This window comes from Nocardioides sp. WJ219 (genome assembly GCF_058559815.1).
In genome coordinates this window covers 85718-104256 of the sequence record NZ_JBZUJV010000008.1, presented here as the reverse complement: position 1 = coordinate 104256, position 18539 = coordinate 85718, and the positions used below count along the sequence as shown (strand labels likewise).

Annotated in this window: 20 protein-coding genes; 6 read left to right on the top strand and 14 right to left on the bottom strand. The window is 73.8% G+C overall.

Annotated features, from left to right (window positions below; all coding sequences use genetic code 11):
* Positions 1 to 15: 15 nt before the first annotated feature.
* Positions 16 to 1218: an IS30 family transposase gene (locus AC4MBH_RS18240; protein ID WP_491793048.1), complete on the bottom strand. Its 1203-nt coding sequence runs from the start codon at positions 1216 to 1218 to the stop codon at positions 16 to 18.
* A gap of 176 nt (positions 1219 to 1394) precedes the next feature.
* The gene (locus AC4MBH_RS18235) at positions 1395 to 2246 is read right to left on the bottom strand and encodes an SDR family NAD(P)-dependent oxidoreductase (RefSeq protein ID WP_491796682.1); all 852 of its coding nucleotides are present in this window, start codon (positions 2244 to 2246) and stop codon (positions 1395 to 1397) included.
* A gap of 381 nt (positions 2247 to 2627) precedes the next feature.
* Between AC4MBH_RS18235 and AC4MBH_RS18230 the strand changes: the two genes are divergently transcribed.
* From AC4MBH_RS18230 to AC4MBH_RS18220, 3 genes are read left to right on the top strand one after another with little or no spacing between them, the layout of a single operon-like run.
* Positions 2628 to 3509 (top strand): phytoene/squalene synthase family protein, encoded by an 882-nt coding sequence (locus AC4MBH_RS18230; RefSeq protein WP_491796680.1) that lies wholly within the window; start codon positions 2628 to 2630, stop codon positions 3507 to 3509.
* Positions 3506 to 5068 (top strand): phytoene desaturase family protein, encoded by a 1563-nt coding sequence (crtI, locus tag AC4MBH_RS18225; protein ID WP_491796679.1) that lies wholly within the window; start codon positions 3506 to 3508, stop codon positions 5066 to 5068. The genes AC4MBH_RS18230 and crtI overlap by 4 nt, the downstream gene beginning before the upstream one ends.
* The gene (locus tag AC4MBH_RS18220) at positions 5065 to 5766 is read left to right on the top strand and encodes a CDP-alcohol phosphatidyltransferase family protein (protein ID WP_491796677.1); all 702 of its coding nucleotides are present in this window, start codon (positions 5065 to 5067) and stop codon (positions 5764 to 5766) included. The genes crtI and AC4MBH_RS18220 overlap by 4 nt, the downstream gene beginning before the upstream one ends.
* A 144-nt stretch (positions 5767 to 5910) precedes the next feature.
* Here the strand turns inward: AC4MBH_RS18220 and AC4MBH_RS18215 are convergent, their stop codons facing one another.
* From AC4MBH_RS18215 to AC4MBH_RS18195, 5 genes are read right to left on the bottom strand one after another with little or no spacing between them, the layout of a single operon-like run.
* A complete protein-coding gene (locus tag AC4MBH_RS18215) occupies positions 5911 to 7422 on the bottom strand; it encodes a phytoene desaturase family protein (protein ID WP_491796675.1) in 1512 nt (503 codons plus the stop codon).
* Entirely contained in the window at positions 7419 to 8534 is a 1116-nt protein-coding gene (locus tag AC4MBH_RS18210) for a glycosyltransferase family 2 protein (RefSeq protein ID WP_491796673.1), read from the bottom strand. Before AC4MBH_RS18210 ends, AC4MBH_RS18215 begins: the two co-directional genes overlap by 4 nt.
* Positions 8531 to 9325: a carotenoid biosynthesis protein gene (locus AC4MBH_RS18205; protein WP_491796671.1), complete on the bottom strand. Its 795-nt coding sequence runs from the start codon at positions 9323 to 9325 to the stop codon at positions 8531 to 8533. Before AC4MBH_RS18205 ends, AC4MBH_RS18210 begins: the two co-directional genes overlap by 4 nt.
* Positions 9322 to 10023, bottom strand: coding sequence for a hypothetical protein (locus tag AC4MBH_RS18200; protein WP_491796669.1), 702 nt, complete (start codon positions 10021 to 10023; stop codon positions 9322 to 9324). The genes AC4MBH_RS18205 and AC4MBH_RS18200 overlap by 4 nt, the downstream gene beginning before the upstream one ends.
* Positions 10020 to 10874 carry a YhjD/YihY/BrkB family envelope integrity protein gene (locus tag AC4MBH_RS18195; protein ID WP_491796667.1) on the bottom strand — a complete coding sequence of 285 codons (855 nt, stop codon included), beginning with the start codon at positions 10872 to 10874 and terminating at the stop codon, positions 10020 to 10022. The genes AC4MBH_RS18200 and AC4MBH_RS18195 overlap by 4 nt, the downstream gene beginning before the upstream one ends.
* 9 nt (positions 10875 to 10883) lie before the next feature.
* Between AC4MBH_RS18195 and AC4MBH_RS18190 the strand changes: the two genes are divergently transcribed.
* The 3 genes from AC4MBH_RS18190 to AC4MBH_RS18180 all read left to right on the top strand — a co-directional run bounded on the left by AC4MBH_RS18190 (position 10884) and on the right by AC4MBH_RS18180 (position 12217).
* Positions 10884 to 11240 carry a lycopene cyclase domain-containing protein gene (locus AC4MBH_RS18190; protein WP_491796665.1) on the top strand — a complete coding sequence of 119 codons (357 nt, stop codon included), beginning with the start codon at positions 10884 to 10886 and terminating at the stop codon, positions 11238 to 11240.
* Positions 11237 to 11590: a lycopene cyclase domain-containing protein gene (locus AC4MBH_RS18185; RefSeq protein WP_491796663.1), complete on the top strand. Its 354-nt coding sequence runs from the start codon at positions 11237 to 11239 to the stop codon at positions 11588 to 11590. Before AC4MBH_RS18190 ends, AC4MBH_RS18185 begins: the two co-directional genes overlap by 4 nt.
* 270 nt (positions 11591 to 11860) lie before the next feature.
* Positions 11861 to 12217, top strand: a complete 357-nt coding sequence (locus AC4MBH_RS18180; protein WP_491796662.1) for a GIY-YIG nuclease family protein — start codon at positions 11861 to 11863, stop codon at positions 12215 to 12217.
* Between the two features lie 1041 nt (positions 12218 to 13258).
* Here the strand turns inward: AC4MBH_RS18180 and AC4MBH_RS18175 are convergent.
* From AC4MBH_RS18175 to AC4MBH_RS18145, 7 genes are all read right to left on the bottom strand, one after another.
* Complete coding sequence (locus AC4MBH_RS18175) at positions 13259 to 14206, bottom strand: sigma-70 family RNA polymerase sigma factor (RefSeq protein WP_491796660.1); 948 nt, start codon at positions 14204 to 14206, stop codon at positions 13259 to 13261.
* A 275-nt stretch (positions 14207 to 14481) separates the two neighbouring features.
* Complete coding sequence (locus tag AC4MBH_RS18170) at positions 14482 to 15267, bottom strand: DUF2382 domain-containing protein (protein WP_491796658.1); 786 nt, start codon at positions 15265 to 15267, stop codon at positions 14482 to 14484.
* Between the two features lie 94 nt (positions 15268 to 15361).
* The gene (locus AC4MBH_RS18165; protein ID WP_491796657.1) at positions 15362 to 15523 is read right to left on the bottom strand and encodes a hypothetical protein; all 162 of its coding nucleotides are present in this window, start codon (positions 15521 to 15523) and stop codon (positions 15362 to 15364) included.
* The gene (locus AC4MBH_RS18160; protein WP_491796655.1) at positions 15520 to 16011 is read right to left on the bottom strand and encodes a YsnF/AvaK domain-containing protein; all 492 of its coding nucleotides are present in this window, start codon (positions 16009 to 16011) and stop codon (positions 15520 to 15522) included. The genes AC4MBH_RS18165 and AC4MBH_RS18160 overlap by 4 nt, the downstream gene beginning before the upstream one ends.
* The gene (locus AC4MBH_RS18155; protein ID WP_491796653.1) at positions 16008 to 16712 is read right to left on the bottom strand and encodes a TIGR04086 family membrane protein; all 705 of its coding nucleotides are present in this window, start codon (positions 16710 to 16712) and stop codon (positions 16008 to 16010) included. Before AC4MBH_RS18155 ends, AC4MBH_RS18160 begins: the two co-directional genes overlap by 4 nt.
* A 136-nt stretch (positions 16713 to 16848) precedes the next feature.
* On the bottom strand, positions 16849 to 17955 hold the full coding sequence (locus tag AC4MBH_RS18150; protein ID WP_491796651.1) for a YihY/virulence factor BrkB family protein: 1107 nt from the start codon (positions 17953 to 17955) through the stop codon (positions 16849 to 16851).
* Positions 17952 to 18455 (bottom strand): pyridoxamine 5'-phosphate oxidase family protein, encoded by a 504-nt coding sequence (locus tag AC4MBH_RS18145; protein WP_491796649.1) that lies wholly within the window; start codon positions 18453 to 18455, stop codon positions 17952 to 17954. The genes AC4MBH_RS18150 and AC4MBH_RS18145 overlap by 4 nt, the downstream gene beginning before the upstream one ends.
* Between the last annotated feature and the right edge of the window lie 84 nt (positions 18456 to 18539).

Sequence of the window (18539 nt, the reverse complement as noted above, 5' to 3'; positions counted from 1 at the left end):
GGCGGTCTCTAGGTCCTAACGCAACACCGGTGGTTCGAACGGTCGGCCGAGCATGTCATTGAGGGTCTCGGCTGGGGTTCGCCAGTCCAGGGTCTGGCGGGGTCTGCCGTTGAGTTGGCGGGCGACGGTGGCGAGGTGGTCGGGGTCGAACTGGCGCAGGCTGATTCCTTTGGGGAAGTACTGACGCAGCAGGCCGTTGGTGTTCTCGTTCGAGCCGCGTTGCCACGGTGAGTGGGGGTCGGCGAAGTAGACGGCCATGTCGGTGGCCAGGGTGATCTGGCGGTGCATGGCCATCTCTTTGCCGTTGTCCCAGGTCAGGGATCGCTTCAGCTCGGTGGGCAGGGTGTTGATGGTCGGCACGATCGCGTCGTAGAACGCCTGGGCGGTCCGGCGTCCGGGCAGGTGGATCAGCAGCACGTAGCGGCTGGCGCGCTCGACCAGGGTCCCGATGGCCGAGCCGTTGTCGCGACCCACGATGAGGTCGCCCTCCCAGTGGCCCGGGACGGCTCGGTCGATGGCCTCGGCGGGGCGTTGGCTGATGGGGATCGTCTCGACCAGCTTCCCGCGCCGTTCGTCGTGGCTGGACCTGGCCCGGGGCGTGCGGCGCTGGCGTTGGGTGCGCAGGTGGACGGTCAGCTCGCGTTTGAGGCCGCCGCGGGCCTGGACGAACAGCGACTGGTAGATCGTCTCGGCACAAACCCTCATCGCGGGGTCTTCGGGGTGGTCCATCTTGATCCTTGCCGCGACCTCTTGTGGTGACCACAACGCCTGCAGCCCGGCGATGACGTAGTCACGTAACGGCCCCGGCGTGGCTAGCTTTGAGGTCGTGCGGTGCGTGGTCGACGCCCGGGCCTCAGCCTTGCGCTGTGCCGTGGAGGGACGATAGTCCCCGCCGGCGTTGGCGTTGCGGCGCCGCTCACGCCACACCGTGGACCGGTCACAGCCCACGGCCACCGCGATCTCGGCGTCCCCGCGGCCAGCAGCCGACATCAATCCGATCGTCTCGCGCTGCTCCGCGCTCAGACGGTGATAGCGGCGCCCGGGCTGCCCGGCCCGTGAAGGTGGAGGAATCACCCCGCCACCATCAGCCAGCCACTTACGCCCAGCCCACACCGACACACCCACCTCCAACGCCGCGGCATCGGGATGAACACCCGCCCTGAGCAACCCCCAGAACGCCTCGCGGACCACGCCCCCAACAGCCACACCATGCGGCACCCTCAACACCCCCAGATCAAGGTGTTGCACTGGGACCTAGAGACCGCCCGGGGAAACCCGCACCCCGAGGCCGAAACTTCACCCCCGAACCCCGCCAGTTCTGCCCGCGAGGTCCGGGCCCACCCGCGCGACCCCCGACCCCCCGCCCGACCCAGCCCAACTCGCGACCGAGACCCTCAGCCCCCCGACCCCGGCTCCGCCACCCGTCGGTGCAGTGCAGCCTTGACCCGGTCGGGGGTGACCCGGCTGGCGAGGTCCTGGACGCGCGTCACCAGGCCGCCGCCGGTGACCCGGAGGTCGCCGGCGAGGAGGGCGTCGACGCCCTGCCGGGCGACGACGGCGGGGTCGTCCTTCTTCGACGTGCCGATCTTGGTGGCGAGCATGTCGGCGCGGGCGAAGAACTCGGTGTCGGTGGGCCCCGGCATCAGCGCGGTCACGGTGACAGCGGTGCCCTCGAGCTCGTCCTGCAGCGCCTCGGTGAACGACTGCACGAACGACTTGGAGGCGTTGTAGACCGAGTGGAACGACCCGGGCATCTCCGAGGCCACCGAGGAGGTGAGGAGCACCCGGCCGTGGTCGGCGGCGACCATGTCGCGCAGCACCAGGTGGGCGAGGCGCACCGTCGAGGTCACGTTGAGGTCGATGACGGCCTGCTGGTCGGCGAGATCGGTGTCGACGAACGCGCCACCCTGACCGACGCCGGCGTTGAGGACGGCGACCGTCAGGGCCCGACCGGACGACGTCGCGCGGGCGTGCAGGTCGGCGACGGCGTCCGGGTCGCGGAGGTCGCGACGCACGGCCTCGACGGTCGCCCCGGCGGCACGCATCGCGTCGGCGGCGGCGAGGATCTCCGTGTCCTCGGCGCACACGACCAGGTCGAAGCCGCGCCCGGCGAGCTCCAGCCCGACGTGGTAGCCGATCCCGCTCGAGGCGCCGGTGACGAGGGCCAACGGCCGGTCCCCCGTGGCGGTGGTGGTGGCGGTGCGGTCGCCGGGCTGGGGTGTGGTCGGGTCCGAGGTCTCGCTCATGCGGCCCGGTACCCCACCGCCACGGCGGGTCCCGCCCAGAAGGGTGGCCGCCGGCTAGCCACCGCCCGGCGAGCTGAGGGCGGCCCAGGGCACGCCGCAGGTGGGGCACTCGAGACGGACCGGCGGGTCGGCCGAGAGCGGTCCTCGCTCCGGGGCCGACGACGCACGGTGAAGGACGGGGAGCAGCCGTCCTTCGCAGTGGGGGCAGTTTGCGTCGTACATCACACGACCGTAGGCCGGGTCGGCTCCGAACTACGTCGACCCTGCGGGTGAAGGCGCCGACCGGCGCCGGACCCAGGGGTCGGTGCCTCTCCCCTGGGGTGAGCGCTCCTACCCGCCCACCGGGTAACCATGGGACTTCCCGCCGATCGAGGAGAGCAGATGCTGGTGCCACCGACCGTGCGGTCGGCGAGCGACGACTACGACCGCGTCGCCGACGCGAGTGCTGCGCTGGTCATCGACGCCTACTCCTCCTCGTTCGGTCTGGCCTCGAAGCTGCTCGGCCCGTCGGTGCGCCACCACGTGCGCAACGTCTACGCGCTGGTACGGGTGGCCGACGAGATCGTCGACGCGCCGCGCCCCGGGGGCTCGCGGTCCCAGCAGGCAACGGCCCTGCAGACCCTGCGCACCGAGACGCTCGTCGCGATGAGCACCGGCCACAGCAGCAACCTGGTGGTCCACGCGTTCGCCCGCACCGCTCGCGCCTGCCGGATCGAGCCAGGCCTCGTCGAGCCCTTCTTCACCTCCATGCACACCGACCTCGAGCGCCAGGTGCACGACGCCGGCAGCTTCGATGCCTACGTCTACGGCTCCTCGGAGGTCGTCGGGCTGATGTGCCTGCGGGCGTTCCTGGCCGGTGAGCCCCACGCCGCCCAGCAGTACGACGACCTGTCGTCCGGCGCGCGCCGGCTCGGCGCGGCGTTCCAGAAGGTCAACTTCCTGCGCGACCTCGGCGACGACCACGACAGCCTGGGCCGCAGCTACTTCCCCGGCATCGACCCCGTCAGCCTCACCGACGCCCAGCGCGACGTGCTGCTCGACGACATCGACGCCGACCTCGCCGCCGCCGCCCGCGTGGTGCCGCACCTGCCGCGCTCGAGCCGGGTGGCCGTCTGCGCGGCGCACGACCTCTTCGCCGAGCTCTCGGTCCGGCTGCGGGCCACCCCGGCCGCGGTGCTGCGCCACCAGCGGGTGCGGGTGCCGCAGCCGGTCAAGGCGCGGCTCGTCGCGGCCGTCGTCCTGCGGGGCGGACTCCCACGATGAGCCGGGTGGTCGTGATCGGCGGCGGGGTCGCCGGTCTGGCGACCGCCGCCCTCCTCGCCGCCGACGGGCACGACGTCGACCTGCTCGAGCAACGCGACGAGCTCGGCGGCCGCGCCGGGTCGTGGGAGAGCGACGGCTTCCGCTTCGACACCGGCCCCTCCTGGTGGCTGATGCCCGAGGTCTTCGACCACTTCTTCGCGATGCTCGGCACCAGCACCGAGGCCCAGCTGCACCTCGAGACGCTCGACCCCGGCTACCGGGTCTTCTTCGAGGAGCACCCGAGCATCGACGTCGCGGTCGAGGAGTCCGACAACCGGGCGCTCTTCGAGAGCATCGAGCCCGGCGCCGGCGCCGCTCTCGGCGACTACCTCGACAACGCGCGCGAGGTCTACGACCTGGCGCTCGAGCGGTTCCTCTACACCAGCTTCGACTCCGTCGGCGCCTACACGGGCTGGCCGCTGGTGCGCAACGCACCCCGGCTCGCCGGTCTGCTGACCCGCTCGCTCGAGTCCTACGTCGCCCGGCGGTTCGCCGACCCGCGGCTGCGTCAGGTGCTCGGCTACCCCGCGGTGTTCCTGGGCTCCTCCCCCGACCGCGCACCCGCGATGTACCACCTGATGAGCCGGCTCGACCTGGCCGACGGCGTCCGCTACCCGGCCGGCGGGTTCACCCGCCTCGTCGAGGCGATCGCCGACCAGGCGCAGCGCCACGGCGCCCGGCTGCGCACCGGGTGCACCGTCACCGGCATCGACGTCGCCCCCCGGACCGGGCGGCGCGGCAAGCGCGCCACCGTCCGCGGCGTGCGGTACGCCGACGCCACCGGCGAGCACACCCTTCCCGCCGACGTCGTGGTCGGCGCCGCCGACCTGCACCACCTCGAGACCGAGCTGCTGCCCCGCGACCTGCAGACCTTCCCCGAGTCGTGGTGGGACAAGGCCGTCTCCGGTCCCGGGGCCGTGCTGGTCAACCTCGGGGTGCGCGGGGCGCTGCCCGAGCTCGCCCACCACTCGCTGTTCTTCACCGCCGACTGGCAGACCAACTTCGACGCGATCTTCGGTACGCCGACCCGCGTCCCCGACCCGGCCTCGATCTACGTCTGCCGCCCCTCCGCCAGCGACAGCACGGTCGCGCCCGACGGCCACGAGAACCTGTTCGTCCTGGTGCCGGTCCCCGCCGACCCGTCGATGACCCAGGCCGTGGTCGACGAGGTGGCCGACCGCGCTGTGGCCATGGTCTCGGAATGGGCCGGCGTCCCCGACCTGGCCGAGCGGGTGGTGCTGCGGCGCACGATCGGGCCCGCCGACTTCGCCAGCGACCTCAACTCCTGGCAGGGCGGCGCGCTCGGTCCCGCCCACGTCCTGCGCCAGAGCGCGTTCTTCCGCGCCGGCAACACCTCCAAGAAGGTCGAGGGCCTGCACTACGCGGGCTACAGCACGGTCCCGGGTGTCGGCCTGCCGATGTGCCTGATCAGCGCCGAGCTGGTGCTCAAGCGCCTGCGGGGCGACCGCTCGACCGGACCCTCGGTCGAGCCGGTGGCCGCGCCGGCGCTCACGCCGTGACCGAGCCCGGACCCGCGTCCGACGACGCGTACGCCGCATGGTCGCGGCGCCACGACGGCCTCGACCCCCGCGGCTCGGTGTGGGTCTCGGGCTGGGTGCGGCTCACCGACCGGATGGCCGCGCCCCTCGCCGCGCGCGGGGTCTCGCCCGACCTGGTCAGCCTCGGCGGGGTGCTGGTCACCGCGGCTGTGCCGCTGCTCGCCGCCGCGGGCGCCGGGTGGCCGCTCCTGGCCGCGGTGCTCGCCGTGGCGGCCGGGCTGCTCGACGGCGTCGACGGTGCCGTCGCCTCGCGACGCGGCACCGCGTCGTCCTGGGGCCGGGTCGTCGACGCCACCGCCGATCGGATCGGCGACCTGCTGCTGGTCGCGGCCCTGGTGGCGCTCGGCGCCCCGCTGTGGCTCGGCGCGCTGCTGGGCGCCGTGACGCTCGTCCACGAGGCCGCACGGGCCGCCGCCCAGACCACCGGCCTCGACGGACCCGGCGCCGTCACGGTCTCCGAGCGCCCGACCCGGGTCATCGTGACCACCCTCGCCTGCCTGTCCTGCGCCGCCGAGTGGGCCGCCCGGCGCCTCGGCCTCGACGTCCTGCCCGACGTCGACGGCGACGTCCTCGCCATCACCGCCACGGCCGTCGGCCTCGCCCTCGCCCTGGTCGCCCTGGCCCAGCTGCTCCGGGCCCTCCACCGCGCTCTGCGCTGACGCCGGTCGAGCACCGCGAGGTGCGCATCCTCAGGTGGTTTCGAGACGGTTGCTAGCGCAACCTCCTCAACCACCGGTGGTCACCGTCGGTGACCGACGCTGGTCGAGGAGGGCCGCCAGGCCCGTCTCGAGACCACTACCCGGCTAGGTGCCCGCCCGTGCGGTCGAGCCGGGGCCGACGAGGCCGGCCACGATCCGGGCGGAGAGCAGGACGAGGGGGAGGCCGCCGCCGGGGTGGGACGACCCGCCGACGAGGAAGAGCCCCGGCACCGGGGAGCGGTTGGCGGGGCGGAGGAATGCCGCGAGCGGGCCGTTGGACGACGTCCCGTAGATCGACCCGCCGGGGGTGAGCGTGGCGCGGGCCAGGTCGGCGGGCGTGCGGACCTCGCGGTGCCGCACCCGGTCGCGCACGTCGAGGCCGCGGTCGGCCAGCACGGCGAGCACCTGGTCGGCGTACGACGCCGCGAGGCCGGGCTCGTCCCAGTCGGTGCCGGTCCCGGGGTCGTGGCGCGGGGCGTTGACCAGCACGAACCACCCCTCGCCGTCGGGCGGGGCGAGGGCCGGGTCGTGCGGGGCGCTGACGTAGACGGTCGGGCGCGGCACCGGCCGGGCGGGTCCGTTCCGCCCGAAGACCGCGTCGAACTCGTCGTCGTAGTCCTCGGCGAAGAGCACCTGGTGGTGCGGCGACCGCTCGCCGCCGGCCGGGGCGTCCACCGAGAGCAGCAGCACGAACCCCGACAGCGACGGCGTCGTACGACGCAGCCGGGCGGCCGCGCCGCGGGCCGGGGCCGCGCGGACCAGCCGCTCGTAGACCTGGGCGGCGTCGGCGTTGGCGACCACGACGTCGGCGGCGAGCGTGGTCCCGTCGACGAGCCGTACGCCGGCCGCCCGCCCGCCGCGGACGACGACCTCGTCGACCTCGGTCCCGAGGCGCAGCTCGACCCCGAGCGCGACCGCACGGTCGCGCAGCGCCTCGGCGATCCGGTGCAGCCCGCCGGGCACGTGCCACGAGCCCCACGTCTGCTCGACCCACGGCACCGTCGCCAGGGCCGCGGGCGCACGGCGCGGGTCGGAGCCGGTGTAGGTGGCGTAGCGGTCGAGGAGCATCCGCAGCCGGGGGTCGCGCAGGTACGCCGCCCCCAGCCCGCGCAGGCTGCGCCACGGGGCGACCACGCCGACGTGGTCGAGGCGTCCGGAGAGCCGGGCCAGGTCGCGGGCCCGCACCGGCGACTCGAGGAACGGCTCGTGGGTGACGTCCCAGATCCGCTCCGCGCGACGCAGGAACTCCGACCACTGCGCGCCGCGGCCGGGGCCGAGAGCGGCGTCGAGCGCGGCCGGCACCTCCGCGAGGTCGCCGGGCAGGTCGAGCACGACCCCGTCGGGGAAGCGGTAGCGGCAGGCGACGTCGAGCCGCTCCAGCGCCAGCACGTCGGCGAGCGGGGCGCCGGTGGCCGCGAAGGTCTCCTCGAGCAGGTGCGGCATGGTCAGCAGCGACGGCCCGGTGTCGAAGCGGAAGCCCTCGTGCGACCAGGTGCCGAGCTTGCCGCCGACCTCGTCGGCCTGCTCGACGACGGTCACCCGGTGCCCGAGCGCCGCGAGCCGCGCGGCCGCGGCGAGCCCGCCGACGCCGGCTCCGATGACGACGACCGTGCTCACGGCGCGACCTCGACGGCCCGGCCCTTCCACCGCAGCCGGCCCCGGCGGCGGCCCGCGAACGAGTCGGCGGTGAGGCCGGCGAGCACCAGCACCGAGACCGGGTGGGCCCACACGTCGGGGTGCACCCGCCCTCCCGTACGTCGCGCCGCGGCCGCCCGCGCCGCCACCGAGGCGGCGTACCCGAGGAGGCCGACGCGCGAGCCGCGCAGGGCGGCGGCGGCCGGGACGACGTGCGCCAGGCCGAGCAGCGCCAGCACGCCGGCCGCGCCGGCCGGGCTGCCGAACGCCGCCCACAGCGACTTGCCGTAGCCGGCTCGCAGCTCGGGCCACCCGTCGTACATCCGGCAGGTGGCGATCCGGCTGCCGTCGGCGACCACGCCGCGACCGCCGGCGGCCTTGACCGCCCGCAGCAGCGCGATGTCCTCGAGGACCTCGGCGCGGACGGCGCCGTGGCCGCCGGCGCGGCGGTAGGTGGCGGCGTCGACGGCGAGCAGCTGGCCGTTGGCCGCGCCCAGCGACGGCCGCGGCGACCGCTCGGCGAGGCCGAGCGGCAGGGTGCTGAGCCACGACCACTGCAGCAGCGGCTGGACGAGCCGCTCGGCCGGTCCGTGGGCCTCCTGGCGCGGGTAGGGGCAGACCAGGTCGAGCCGGGCCTCGCGCAACAGCGCCATCGTGGCGGCGACGGCGTCGTCGCGCAGCCGGACGTCGGCATCGACGAACACGAGCACGTCGGCGTCGGGCACGTGCTGGGCGAGCTGGTGGCAGGCCCAGGGCTTGCCGAGCCAGCCGGCGGGCGTCGGCACACCGGTGACGACCTCGACCGTCCCCGCGGCGGCATACGGCGCCAGCACCTCGGCGGTGCCGTCGGTCGACCCGTCGTCGAGGACGACGACCCGCGCCGACCCGGCGGCGGCCACCAGTGCCTCGACGCACGGACCGACGTGGGCCACCTCGTCGCGCACCGGCAGCAGGACGGCGACCCGGCCCAGGTCGGTGTCGGCCGTGGACGCCGCGGGCGGGGTGCGGATGCGACGGAGGTTGTCGAGGGTCAGCCCGAGCGAGGCCACCGACAGCCCGGTCCCGGCGGCGACCAGCCAGCGCGTCGGGCTCACCCGGCGCGCCCGCGCCACGTCGCGACCGCCAGCGGCACGGCCACCAGGCCCATCAGCAGCCCGCCCACCAGCGCGACCGTCGGTCGCCCGAAGAACGCCGCGTGCGCGAGCACCGACGAGCCGTAGGTCCACAGGTAGACCGCGACGGGGACGCCGTCGGGCCCGGGTGCGGCGGCCCACCGGTCGAGCGCGAGGCAGACCAGGGCCGAGACCAGCAGCCAGCCGGCGAAGTTGGTGAGAGGGATGCCGTCGACCCCCGGCAGGCCCGGGTCGGGGTGCGCCCAGGCCCAGTGGCCGGCGTCGACCATCTGCGGGTCGAGGAAGACGTCCCAGGCGCTGAGTGCGGCGGCCCCGACGAGCACCCGCACGACCAACCCGCGACCGCCGACGAGCCGGTGCGCAACGACAACCGCCGGCCACGCCATCATCACCCAGGCCAGCGGCACCAGCAGGGGTACGCCGAGCGGTTGCGGCCCCAGCGTGCCGCTGTAGGCGTAGTCGCCGAACGGGAACCCGGTGCGCACGCCGACCGCCTCGGCCACCAGCCCGCCGCCGCCCGCGACGACGACCAGGGCCACCGCGGCGGCCGCACCCCGGCTCAGCGCCGCGTGGACGACCGCGGCGGAGGCCAGCAGCACGACGCTGGCGGTGGTCAGCGGCAGCGAGTCGCTGCCCACGAACGGGAAGACCATCTGCACGAGCACCGCACCGGCGGCCAGGACGGCGGCGGGACGGGTCGAGCGCACCGCCGCCCCCGCGCCGGCGCCGGTGGTCGTGGTCGCGCCGGTCATGGGGTGCTCCCGCGGTAGGTGCCGCTGACGTCGTGCACGGCGAACCGGGCGAAGAGCTCCTCGGCGTACCACCGGGCCGGCTCGGTGTGGGCGACGGCGGCCTGGTGGGCCGGGCTGCGGTAGGCGAAGTCGCTGAGGTGGCGGCTCGACCCCCACAGCGAGAACGTGCCCTGCAGCCCGACCGGCGCCTCGCCCACGCCGACGGCCAGCCGCAGGCCGGGGGCGGCGGTGAGGTCGTGGACGACGGGCGGCACCGCGCGCCAGAAGGACAGCGCGCGGGTGGGACGCAGCCGGGCGCGGGTGATCGCCGCGACCGGTCCGTCCCACGCCCGCACCGTGGGGTCCGGGGCGAACGGCTCGGCCCCCGACCAGCGGCCGCGGGAGCCGAGCGTCGTCATCCGCACCAGGAGCCGCTCGGGCGCGGCGTCGTCCCACGATCGGACCAGCCGGCCCCGGGCGAACCGCTCCGCGGTGGGCTCGTCGTCCCACGCGGTGAGCAGCGCCCAGTGGTGCGGGTCGGCGTCGCGCGGGGTGAACGTGCGGCCCGAGCCGGTGCCGAGCAGCTTGGCGAACCGCAGTCCCGGCGTACGCCGCAGACCCGCGCGACCCGTCGCCATCCGCAGCAGCGCGGGGGCGACGCGGTCGACGCGCCACAGCCGGAGCTCCACCGGGCCCGGCACGACGTCGGCGCCGGTCACGAGGCCACCCTCTCCTCCATCGACTGCGTGACGGCCCAGCCGCCCAGCAGCACCACGTGCAGCACGTAGAGCCACAGCCCTGCCGCGACCACGCCACCGACCACGCCGATCCCGCCGAACGGGACGCCGACGTCGACCGGGATGGCCAGGAACAGCTGGAACCCGTGCAGGAACCCCGCCAGGAACGACCCCGTCGCCAGCCCGCCCGCCGCGGCCACCCACCACCGCGGCCGCCCCGGGGCGACCGCGTGCAGCACCCAGGTCAGCAGCACGCTGAGCACCAGCCACATCACGGTGAACCCGCTGACGATGCGCACCAACCGGTCGACGAGGCCGTCGCCCCCGCCCTCCGGCGAGAGGGGCACCAGCCGGTCGGCGACCGCGAGGGCCGCCCAGGTCAGCGGCGCCAGCGCCAGCAGGGCCGGCGCGATCGCCAGCCTCGCGCGCCACCCGGTCCAGCTCTCCGACTCCGGACGCAGCGCCAGGCAGGCCCGCCGGATGCCCTCGCCGTAGAAGGTCGCCGGCAGCAGGGTGACGAGGGCGCCGACGACGCCGAGGTGGGCTCCGGCGGTAACCAGGGCGTCGTACGCCGGTCGGGCGCCCATGTCGGGCGGCACCAGCACCCGCAGGGACAGCAGCCGACGCTCGGCGGCGTCGGGGTCGCCGCCCCAGGTCGTGGTCCAGGTGGCGAGCAGCAGCCACGGCACCACGGCGATCGCGGCGTAGAAGGTCAGCGCCGCCGACGCGCCGGCCAGGTCGCGGGCGCCGAGGAGGGTCCCGGTGTGGCTGACGATGCCGCGCACCTCCCCCACGACCCGGCGGGTGGTGCCGCTCACGACGGCTCCAGGCACGATGGGACGGTGTCGGAGCTGACGTACGCCGCGATGCTGGCCTTCGTCGTGCTGGCGACGCTGCCGCTGGAGGTGCTGTTCCGCACCCGGGTGTACGTCCGTCCGCTCCGGTTGGGGCTGGTGCTGCTGTGCGCCGGGCTGCCGTTCCTGGTGTGGGACGTGCTGGCGGTGCGCGCCGGCCACTGGTTCTTCGACTCCTCACAGACTCTCGGCATCGACGTCGAGCTCGGCCTCGGCCGGCTGCCGCTGGAGGAGGTGCTGTTCTTCGTGGTGGTGCCGCTGGCGTCGGTGCTGACCCTGGAGGCGGTGCGCAGCGTGCGCGGGTGGACCGTCGGCGACGAGCGCGCGCCGGCGGACGAGTCGTGACCCACACCGAGGCGTCGCTGCTGGGGATCGCGGTCACGGTCGTGCTCGACCTGTGGGTGCTGCGCACGCGACTGCTCACCCGCCGCGCCTACTGGGTGTCCTACGCCATCGTGCTGTTCTTCCAGCTGCTGACCAACGAGTGGCTCACGTCGCGCGGCGTCTTCGACTACGACGATGACGCCATCCTCGGCTGGCGGATCGGCCACGCGCCGGTGGAGGACTTCCTCTTCGGCTTCTCGCTGGTGACCCAGTCGATGGTGTGGTGGGTGTGGTGGGGACGCCGGGGCGTGCAGCCCGAGCTCGGCCCCGGACCCCGCGTCACGCTCCCCACCCGTCGCTCGCGTCGCTGACCCCGACCGGACGGCGAGGACGAGGACAGGGCGGACACAAGGCGACGTTAGGCGAGCCGGCGCCCCGACACCTCACCCGACCAGAGACTGCCTGCCGCTGGCCGAGCCGAGTGCGACCCGGCAACCGACGCTGGTCGAGCCGGGCGAGCGCCAGCGAGCCCGAGTCGAGACCCCCGCAGGGAGACAGGCCACCCGGACCACGCGCGCCTCCATCCACAGACCGCACCGCGCCGGTGGCACGAGCCCGAGGAGCGCCGCACCCTGACCCGCATGACCGTCAACGCCTACGTCTACATCCTCCGCTGCGCGGACGACTCGTTCTACGTCCGCAGCACCACCGACCTCGAGCTGCGCCTCTGGCAGCACCAGGAGGGCGAGGGTGCCGCCTACACCCGCCGGCGAGGACGCCGACCGGTCGAGCTCGTGCACGTCGAGGAGTACGAGAGCATCTACGCCGCCTTCGCCCGCGAGAAGCAGGTGCAGAACTGGAGCCGGGCCAAGCGGATCGCCCTCATCGAACGCCGCTACCCCGACCTGCCGGACCTGGCTGAGCGGTACGCGACGAAGCAACGCCGGGCGCGCACCGAGACCGCCTCGCCCGCCGAGACGCCCGACCAGCGTCGGTGACGCACGCTGGTCGAGCCGGGCGAGCGCCAGCGAGCCCGGGTCGAGACCCGGCGAGGTAAGCACCCTGCGGGGGTCTCGACTCGCAGAGACTTCGTCCCCGCGGCTCGACCACCATCGGTGACCGGTCGTCGTACGACGCCCCGTCGGTGACCCCCGCTGGTCGAGCCGGGCGAGCGCCAGCGAGCCCGAGTCGAGACCCGGCGAGGTAAGCACCCTGCGGGGGTCTCGACTCGAAGAGACTTCGTCCCCGCGGCTCGACCACCGTCAGTGAGCGGCCGTGTACGACGCACTATCGGCGACACACGCTGGTCGAGCCGGGCGAGCGCCAGCGAGCCCGAGTCGAGACCCGGCGAGGTACGCACCCTGCGGGGGTCTCGACTCGCAGAGACTTCGTCCCCGCGGCTCGACCACCGCCGGTGACCGGTCGTCGTACGACGCCCCCCCACGCTGGTCGAGCCGGGCGAGCGCCAGCGAGCCCGAGTCGAGACCCGGCGAGGTGCCCGCCCTGCGGGGGTCTCGACTCGCAGAGACTTCGTCCCCGCGGCTCGACCACCGTCGCTGATCAGCCGTCGTACGACGCCCCGTCGGTGATCAGCCGTCGAACGACGCACTGTCGGCGACCCACGCTGGTCGAGCCGGGCGAGCGCCAGCGAGCCCGAGTCGAGACCCGGCGAAGTAGGCACCCTGCGGGGGTCTCGACTCGCAGAGACTTCGTCCCCGCGGCTCGACCACCGTCGGTGACCGCCCGTCGTACGACGCACTGTCGGCGACCCACGCTGGTCGAGCCGGGCGAGCGCCAGCGAGCCCGAGTCGAGACCCGGCGAGGTAGGCACCCTGCGGGAGTGGCCTCGAGACGGCCGTGGCCGGCCTCCTCGACCACCGTCGGTGACGGCAGGTGCCGACCCTGCGGGGGTCTCGACTCGCGGAGACTTCGTCCCCGCGGCTCGACCACCGTCGGTGATTGGCCGTCGTACGAAGCCCCGGCGGTGATTGGCCGTCGTACGAAGCCCCGTCGGTGAGCGGACGTCGTACGACGGTCGGTCAGGCGGAGCGGGCCTGGTAGCGGTCGCGGTCGCGGCGGGGCAGGTCGTCGGGCTGGACGGCGCGGCGGAGGTCGCGCAGGACGCGCTCGAGGAGGCGGGAGACCTGGGTCTGGGTGAGGCCGAGCTCCTCGCCGATCTCGCGCTGGGTGCGCTCCTCGTAGAAGCGCAGGAAGAGCACGCGCTGGGCGCGGCCGTCGAGGTCGCGGACGGCGGGCTGCAGGAGGCAGCGGGCCTCGACAGCCGACTCGCCCTCGGACTCGTCGGCAAGGAGGTCGCCCATCGTGGCGGCGCCCGGGTCCTCGCCGAGGGGGCGGTCGAGGCTGGGCGGGTTGAAGCAGCCGAACGCCGTGATCACCTCGGCGTACTCGTCGAGGTCGATCTCGAGCTCGGCGCAGACCTCGCGGTCGAGCGGCTCGCGGCCGAGCTGGTCGTAGAGCCGGGCGATGGTCGCGTTGACGCGGCCCTGCAGCTCCTGCACCCGGCGGGGCGGGCGCACCATCCACGAGCGGTCGCGGAAGTAGCGCTGCACCTCGCCCCGGATGGTCGGGACTGCAAAGGTCAGCAGGTCCTCGGCCTGGGTGGCGTCGAAGCGGTGGACGGCCTTGACCAGGCCCTCGTACGCCGCCTGCTGGAGGTCCTCGAGCGGGACGCCGCGGCCGCGGTAGCGGGACGCGACGGCGTCGGCGACGCGGCAGTTGAGAACCACGATCTCGTCGAGGAGCGCGAGGCGCTCACCCTCGTCGTCGGCCCGGGCGGAGAGCCGGAGCAGCTGGTCGGTACGACGCGATCGCTCGGCACGGCTCAAGTGGGTACCGGCCCCACGAGCGCCGAGCGGGGTGAGGACCACCTCGAGCTCGGGATCACGAAGCGGCTCGTCGGTGCTGGTCGGCGCGGTGGAGACGTCGGTCAGGACGGCGGGGTCGGGGATGCGGAAGTCGACAGACATGGTGGCTCTCCGGAGAAGAACGCAGGATCGCCGGTTGTTCCAGCGGTGACGCGTGCGTGGCACGGACGGGAAGACATCGTCCGTACGACGTCGAACTTAGCGACGGCCCCACGTCGCGGGACACATCCCGCTGGGTGACCGGGCGGCGGAGACCCACCTCGAAGGGGTGAAGTCCCCGCCGCACCTGGTCACCCGGTCACCGGGTCGCGCAGTGCTGCGGTGGTGCGGTGGTGCGGTGGTGCGGTGGTGCGGTGGTGCGGTGCTGCAGGTGGGGCTCAGCGCCGACGGTCGTCCGCGTCGCCCTCGACCTCGATGTTCTCCTTGCGCACGTCCTCGGTGACGGTCTCCTCGGTCACCGTGGTCTCGGTGCCGAGACGGACCCGCTCGACGGGCTCCGCGGTCTTGCTGACCACGGGCTCCTCGGCGTGCAGCACGACCTCGTGCTCCTCCTCGGAGATGGCCGGACCGTCGAGGGCGTCGCCCGCGTTGGCGTCGGTGATCGGCTCGCGCTCGACCACGGCGTGCTCGGAGCGCACCGGCACCGTGCGGGTCTCGGTCTCGGTGGTGACGTACTTGCGCAGCCGGGCGCGGCCGGCCTCGCGCTGGGTGGTGCCGACCTCGAGGTGCTCCTCGGAGCGGGTCATCGCGGAGTCGGTCGTGGGGCCGGACGTGTCGTGCCCGACCTCGGTGTCCACACCGCGGTCGACGCCGGAGTCGTAGCCGGCGTTGTAGTCGGCGTCGCTGGTCCAGGTCAGGCCGTAGTGCTCGTAGAGCCGGTGCTCCTCGGAGGCGTCGAGGTGGTTGCCGTCGAGGTCGACCTGGGGCGCGTCCTTGATCTGGTCCTTGGTGTAGGGCAGCGTCAGCCGGTCGCCCTCGAAGGACGCGTCGGTGACGGGCACGTAGCTCTCCTTGGTGCCGAAGAGCCCGGTGTTGACCGTGACGAACTCGGGACGTCCGCTCTGGTCGTCCAGGAACACCTGGCCGACCTTGCCGATCTTGTTGCCGTCGCTGCTGTAGGCGGTGCTCCCGGCGACGTCCTGGATCTGAGTCTCGTTGATCATGTCTCGTCCTCTCGTGGTGGTACCTGGTGATGCGTGCAACAGCCGGTAACCCCGGCCTCGCGGCTCGACCCGCTCCAGAGGGGTGAACGCCCGGTCAGTCGGACCGGCGCAGCAGCCGCCACGCGACCAGCAGGCCGACCGTGATCGCGGCGGCCGTGCTGAGCGTGAGGCTGCCCTCCATCGCCTCGCGCCAGGTGACGCGGTCCTCGCTGACGAACCGCGCCGTACGACGGGCGGTCCGGGTGGGGGCGGTCATCCGGGCAGCGGGCCGTCGGCCGGCGGGATCGCCGTACGGTCCTCGACGTGGGCGTCGCCCTCGCTGTCGACCGTGACGTGCTCGCGGCGCAGCTCGGTCTCGATCACGTGCTCGTCGATGACGGTGTGCTTGCGCACGATGACGCGCTCGCGCACGACCAGCTTCTTGGTCACCACGAGCACCTCCTCGAAGACCGGGATCGAGACCGACCCGTCGGGCAGCGTCAGCACCTCGCCGGTGTCGCCCTCGGTGGCCGGGGCGCGCTCGGAGGTGTCGGCGTGCTCGACGTCGCGCTCGATCGTCTCGGAGACCGGGAAGGTCTCGACGTGCTTGCGCACGTGCACCCGCCCGGACTCGTGCAGCTCGGTGCCGACCTCGGCCCGCTCCTCGCTGCGGACGACCTCCTGAGTGGGTTGGTCGCTCGGGTGGTCGCTCAGGTGGCCGGTCACGTGCTCGGGACCCTCGTCGGCGTGCCGTCCGCTGTTCATCGGGCACCCCGTCCGGGGACGATGCCGCCGGGACGCTCGCGCACGGAGCGCCGCGTCGCGACCAGGTTGACCGACTCGTCGCGGTGGTGGCGTCCGCCGAGCAGGCCGCCGAGGTAGCCGCCGGCCAGGGCCAGCGCCAGGGCGACGACGCCGGTCACGATCGCCGCGACCGTCCAGGCGTCGTCGGAGAACCAGGACGGCAGGCCGACCTCGTCGGTCACGTCCAGGTCGTCGCCGAAGATCGCGGCCAGCGCCGTCAGGATCGCGGCGAGCAGGACGATCCACAGCACGGCGACGAGCCCGTGCAGGCCGCCCCGGCGCCGCGCGATGCGGCCGGCGACCCAGCCCCCGGCCAGGCAGGCCAGGAACAGCACGACGAGACCGGCGATGAGCCCGCCGACCGAGAGGTCCTGGTCGCCGACGTCGCTCTGGTAGCCGATGGTGCCGACGACGGCGCTCACCAGGGCGGAGAGCAGCAGCAGCGCACCGAGGATCGCCAGCGCGCCCCCGAGGGTGGCGGGGAGGTCGAACTTCTTGTCCTGGTGCAGGGCGGTGCCGGGGTCGCGGTCGTCCACGCGGTAGACGACCTGCTCGTCGGCCTGGGGGACGGTCGCCTGCTCGTGCGTCGACCGGTCGAGCGGACGGTCGGCCGACCGGTCGACCGTCGGATCGTGCGGCGGTTCGTGCGGTGTGTGGGCCATGAGTCGGCTCCTCTGGGTAGGACGTGGGACCACGTCCGGTACCCGGCACGCACGACGGCCGCCCACCCCCGACGGGTGAGCGGCCGGTGCTGGGAGCCGGTGCGGGAGCCGTGCGGAATCCCCGGCCAGCGGAACGTCAGCTCTCGCCGCGGCGGATCGCCTTCGCCTCCTCGGTGCGCTTGCGGTCCTTCTCCGCCTTCTTCTCCAGGTTCTTGGTGTCGCGGTGCGGCAGCAGGATGTCGTCCTCGGCCGGCTCGCCGCGCTGCAGCTCGCGCCCCCGCTCGAGCTCGGCGTCGAGCTCGGCGCCCAGGAGGAGCGCCAGGTTGGTGATCCAGAGCCACAGCAGGAACACGATGACGCCGGCCAGGGCGCCGTAGGTCTTGTCGTAGGAGGAGAAGTTGCCGACGTAGAAGCCGAAGGCGGCACTGGCCAGCACCCAGACCAGGATGGCGATGACGGCGCCGATGCTGATCCACTTGAACTTCTGCGGCTTCACGTTGGGGGTGAAGTAGTAGAGCATCGCGACGATCAGCACGACGATCGCCAGCAGCACCGGCCACTTGGCGATGTTCCAGACGGTGACGGCGGTGTCGCCGAGGCCGATCGAGTCACCGACGGCCTGCGCGGCCGGGCCCGTGAGCACCAGCGCGGCCAGGACGACGGCGACCAGCACCACGAGGACCGCGGTCAGCAGCAGCATGGCCGGACGCAGCTTCCAGATCGGCCGGCCCTCGCCCTTCTCGTAGATCCGGTTCATCGCGCGGCCGAAGGCACCGACGTAGCCGCTGGCCGACCACAGCGCGCCCGCCAGACCGAGGACGAACGCCGGGCCGGCGGCCTGGGACGAGCTGAGGTCGCGCAGGGTCGGCCCGATCGAGTCGACGACGCCGCCGGCGCCGATCTGCCCGAGGATCTTCAGGACCTCGTCGACGGCGGCGGTGCCCTGGCCCACCAGGCCGAGCACCGAGGTGAGGGCGATGGCGGCCGGGAACAGCGCGAGGACGGCGTAGTAGGTGAGCGCGGCGGCGAGGTCGGTGCACTGGTCCTCGCTGAACTCGGAGAAGGTCTTCTTCAGCACGAACTTCTTCGACTTGCCGGTGAGGTCGGTCGGTGACTCGACGTGCTCGCTGTCCTCGCGGGTGTCGCGGGCCCGCTCCCGCTGCTGCTCGCTCATCGTGTCGTCCTCACCGGTCGTGCGGTCGGTCTCGGCGGCCTGGTCGGGGTCGACCCTCCGGGCGCTCATGCCAGCCGCTCCGTCTGGTTGTCGGAGGGGAACTTCTCGGGCTGGCCCGTGGTGGCGGCCCGCACCGCCCCGATGAGCCGCTTGACCCGCGAGCTCGACGCCTCCCACCACTCGGCGGTCTCGGCGCGCACCTTGACCAGGACGATGCCCGGGGTGTCGAGCCCGTCGGAGAACCACACCTTGAGCGGCGGGGCCCACAGCTCCTCCATCTTCGCGCGGTCGTGCACCACCGACGCCGTCCCCGAGACCGAGACCCAGGCCTGGTGCTCGTCGTCGGAGAACGCGACGTTGACCTGCGGGTGCGTGGTGATCTCGGCGACCTTGGCCGAGTCGCTCATGGCGAAGAACCACAGGTCGCCATCGAACTCCACGTCCTGCAGGGCCATGGGCCGGCTGACGTGACGGCCGTCGGCGGTCATCGTGGTGAGCATGCTGATGCGGGCCTGGTCGACGAGCTCGGCCACCTTGCGGGTGCCGTCGTCGTCGTGCGGGTCACTCATGCGCGATCTCCTTCGCTGGGTTCGTGACGCTCGACGCTTGCGGAAAAACGACTGAGACCCCACCGGCCGGGGAGCGGCGGAGGA

Bases quoted from the DNA above. Each gene is read 5' to 3' on its own strand.
- AC4MBH_RS18235 (WP_491796682.1), bottom strand. From the start codon at position 2,246: ATGAGCGAGACCTCGGACCCGACCACACCCCAGCCCGGCGACCGCACC.
- AC4MBH_RS18230 (WP_491796680.1), top strand. From the start codon at position 2,628: ATGCTGGTGCCACCGACCGTGCGGTCGGCGAGCGACGACTACGACCGC.
- crtI (WP_491796679.1), top strand. From the start codon at position 3,506: ATGAGCCGGGTGGTCGTGATCGGCGGCGGGGTCGCCGGTCTGGCGACC.
- AC4MBH_RS18205 (WP_491796671.1), bottom strand. From the start codon at position 9,325: ATGACCGGCGCGACCACGACCACCGGCGCCGGCGCGGGGGCGGCGGTG.
- AC4MBH_RS18180 (WP_491796662.1), top strand. From the start codon at position 11,861: ATGACCGTCAACGCCTACGTCTACATCCTCCGCTGCGCGGACGACTCG.
- AC4MBH_RS18175 (WP_491796660.1), bottom strand. From the start codon at position 14,206: ATGTCTGTCGACTTCCGCATCCCCGACCCCGCCGTCCTGACCGACGTC.
- AC4MBH_RS18170 (WP_491796658.1), bottom strand. From the start codon at position 15,267: ATGATCAACGAGACTCAGATCCAGGACGTCGCCGGGAGCACCGCCTAC.
- AC4MBH_RS18165 (WP_491796657.1), bottom strand. From the start codon at position 15,523: ATGACCGCCCCCACCCGGACCGCCCGTCGTACGGCGCGGTTCGTCAGC.
- AC4MBH_RS18160 (WP_491796655.1), bottom strand. From the start codon at position 16,011: ATGAACAGCGGACGGCACGCCGACGAGGGTCCCGAGCACGTGACCGGC.
- AC4MBH_RS18155 (WP_491796653.1), bottom strand. From the start codon at position 16,712: ATGGCCCACACACCGCACGAACCGCCGCACGATCCGACGGTCGACCGG.
- AC4MBH_RS18150 (WP_491796651.1), bottom strand. From the start codon at position 17,955: ATGAGCGCCCGGAGGGTCGACCCCGACCAGGCCGCCGAGACCGACCGC.
- AC4MBH_RS18145 (WP_491796649.1), bottom strand. From the start codon at position 18,455: ATGAGTGACCCGCACGACGACGACGGCACCCGCAAGGTGGCCGAGCTC.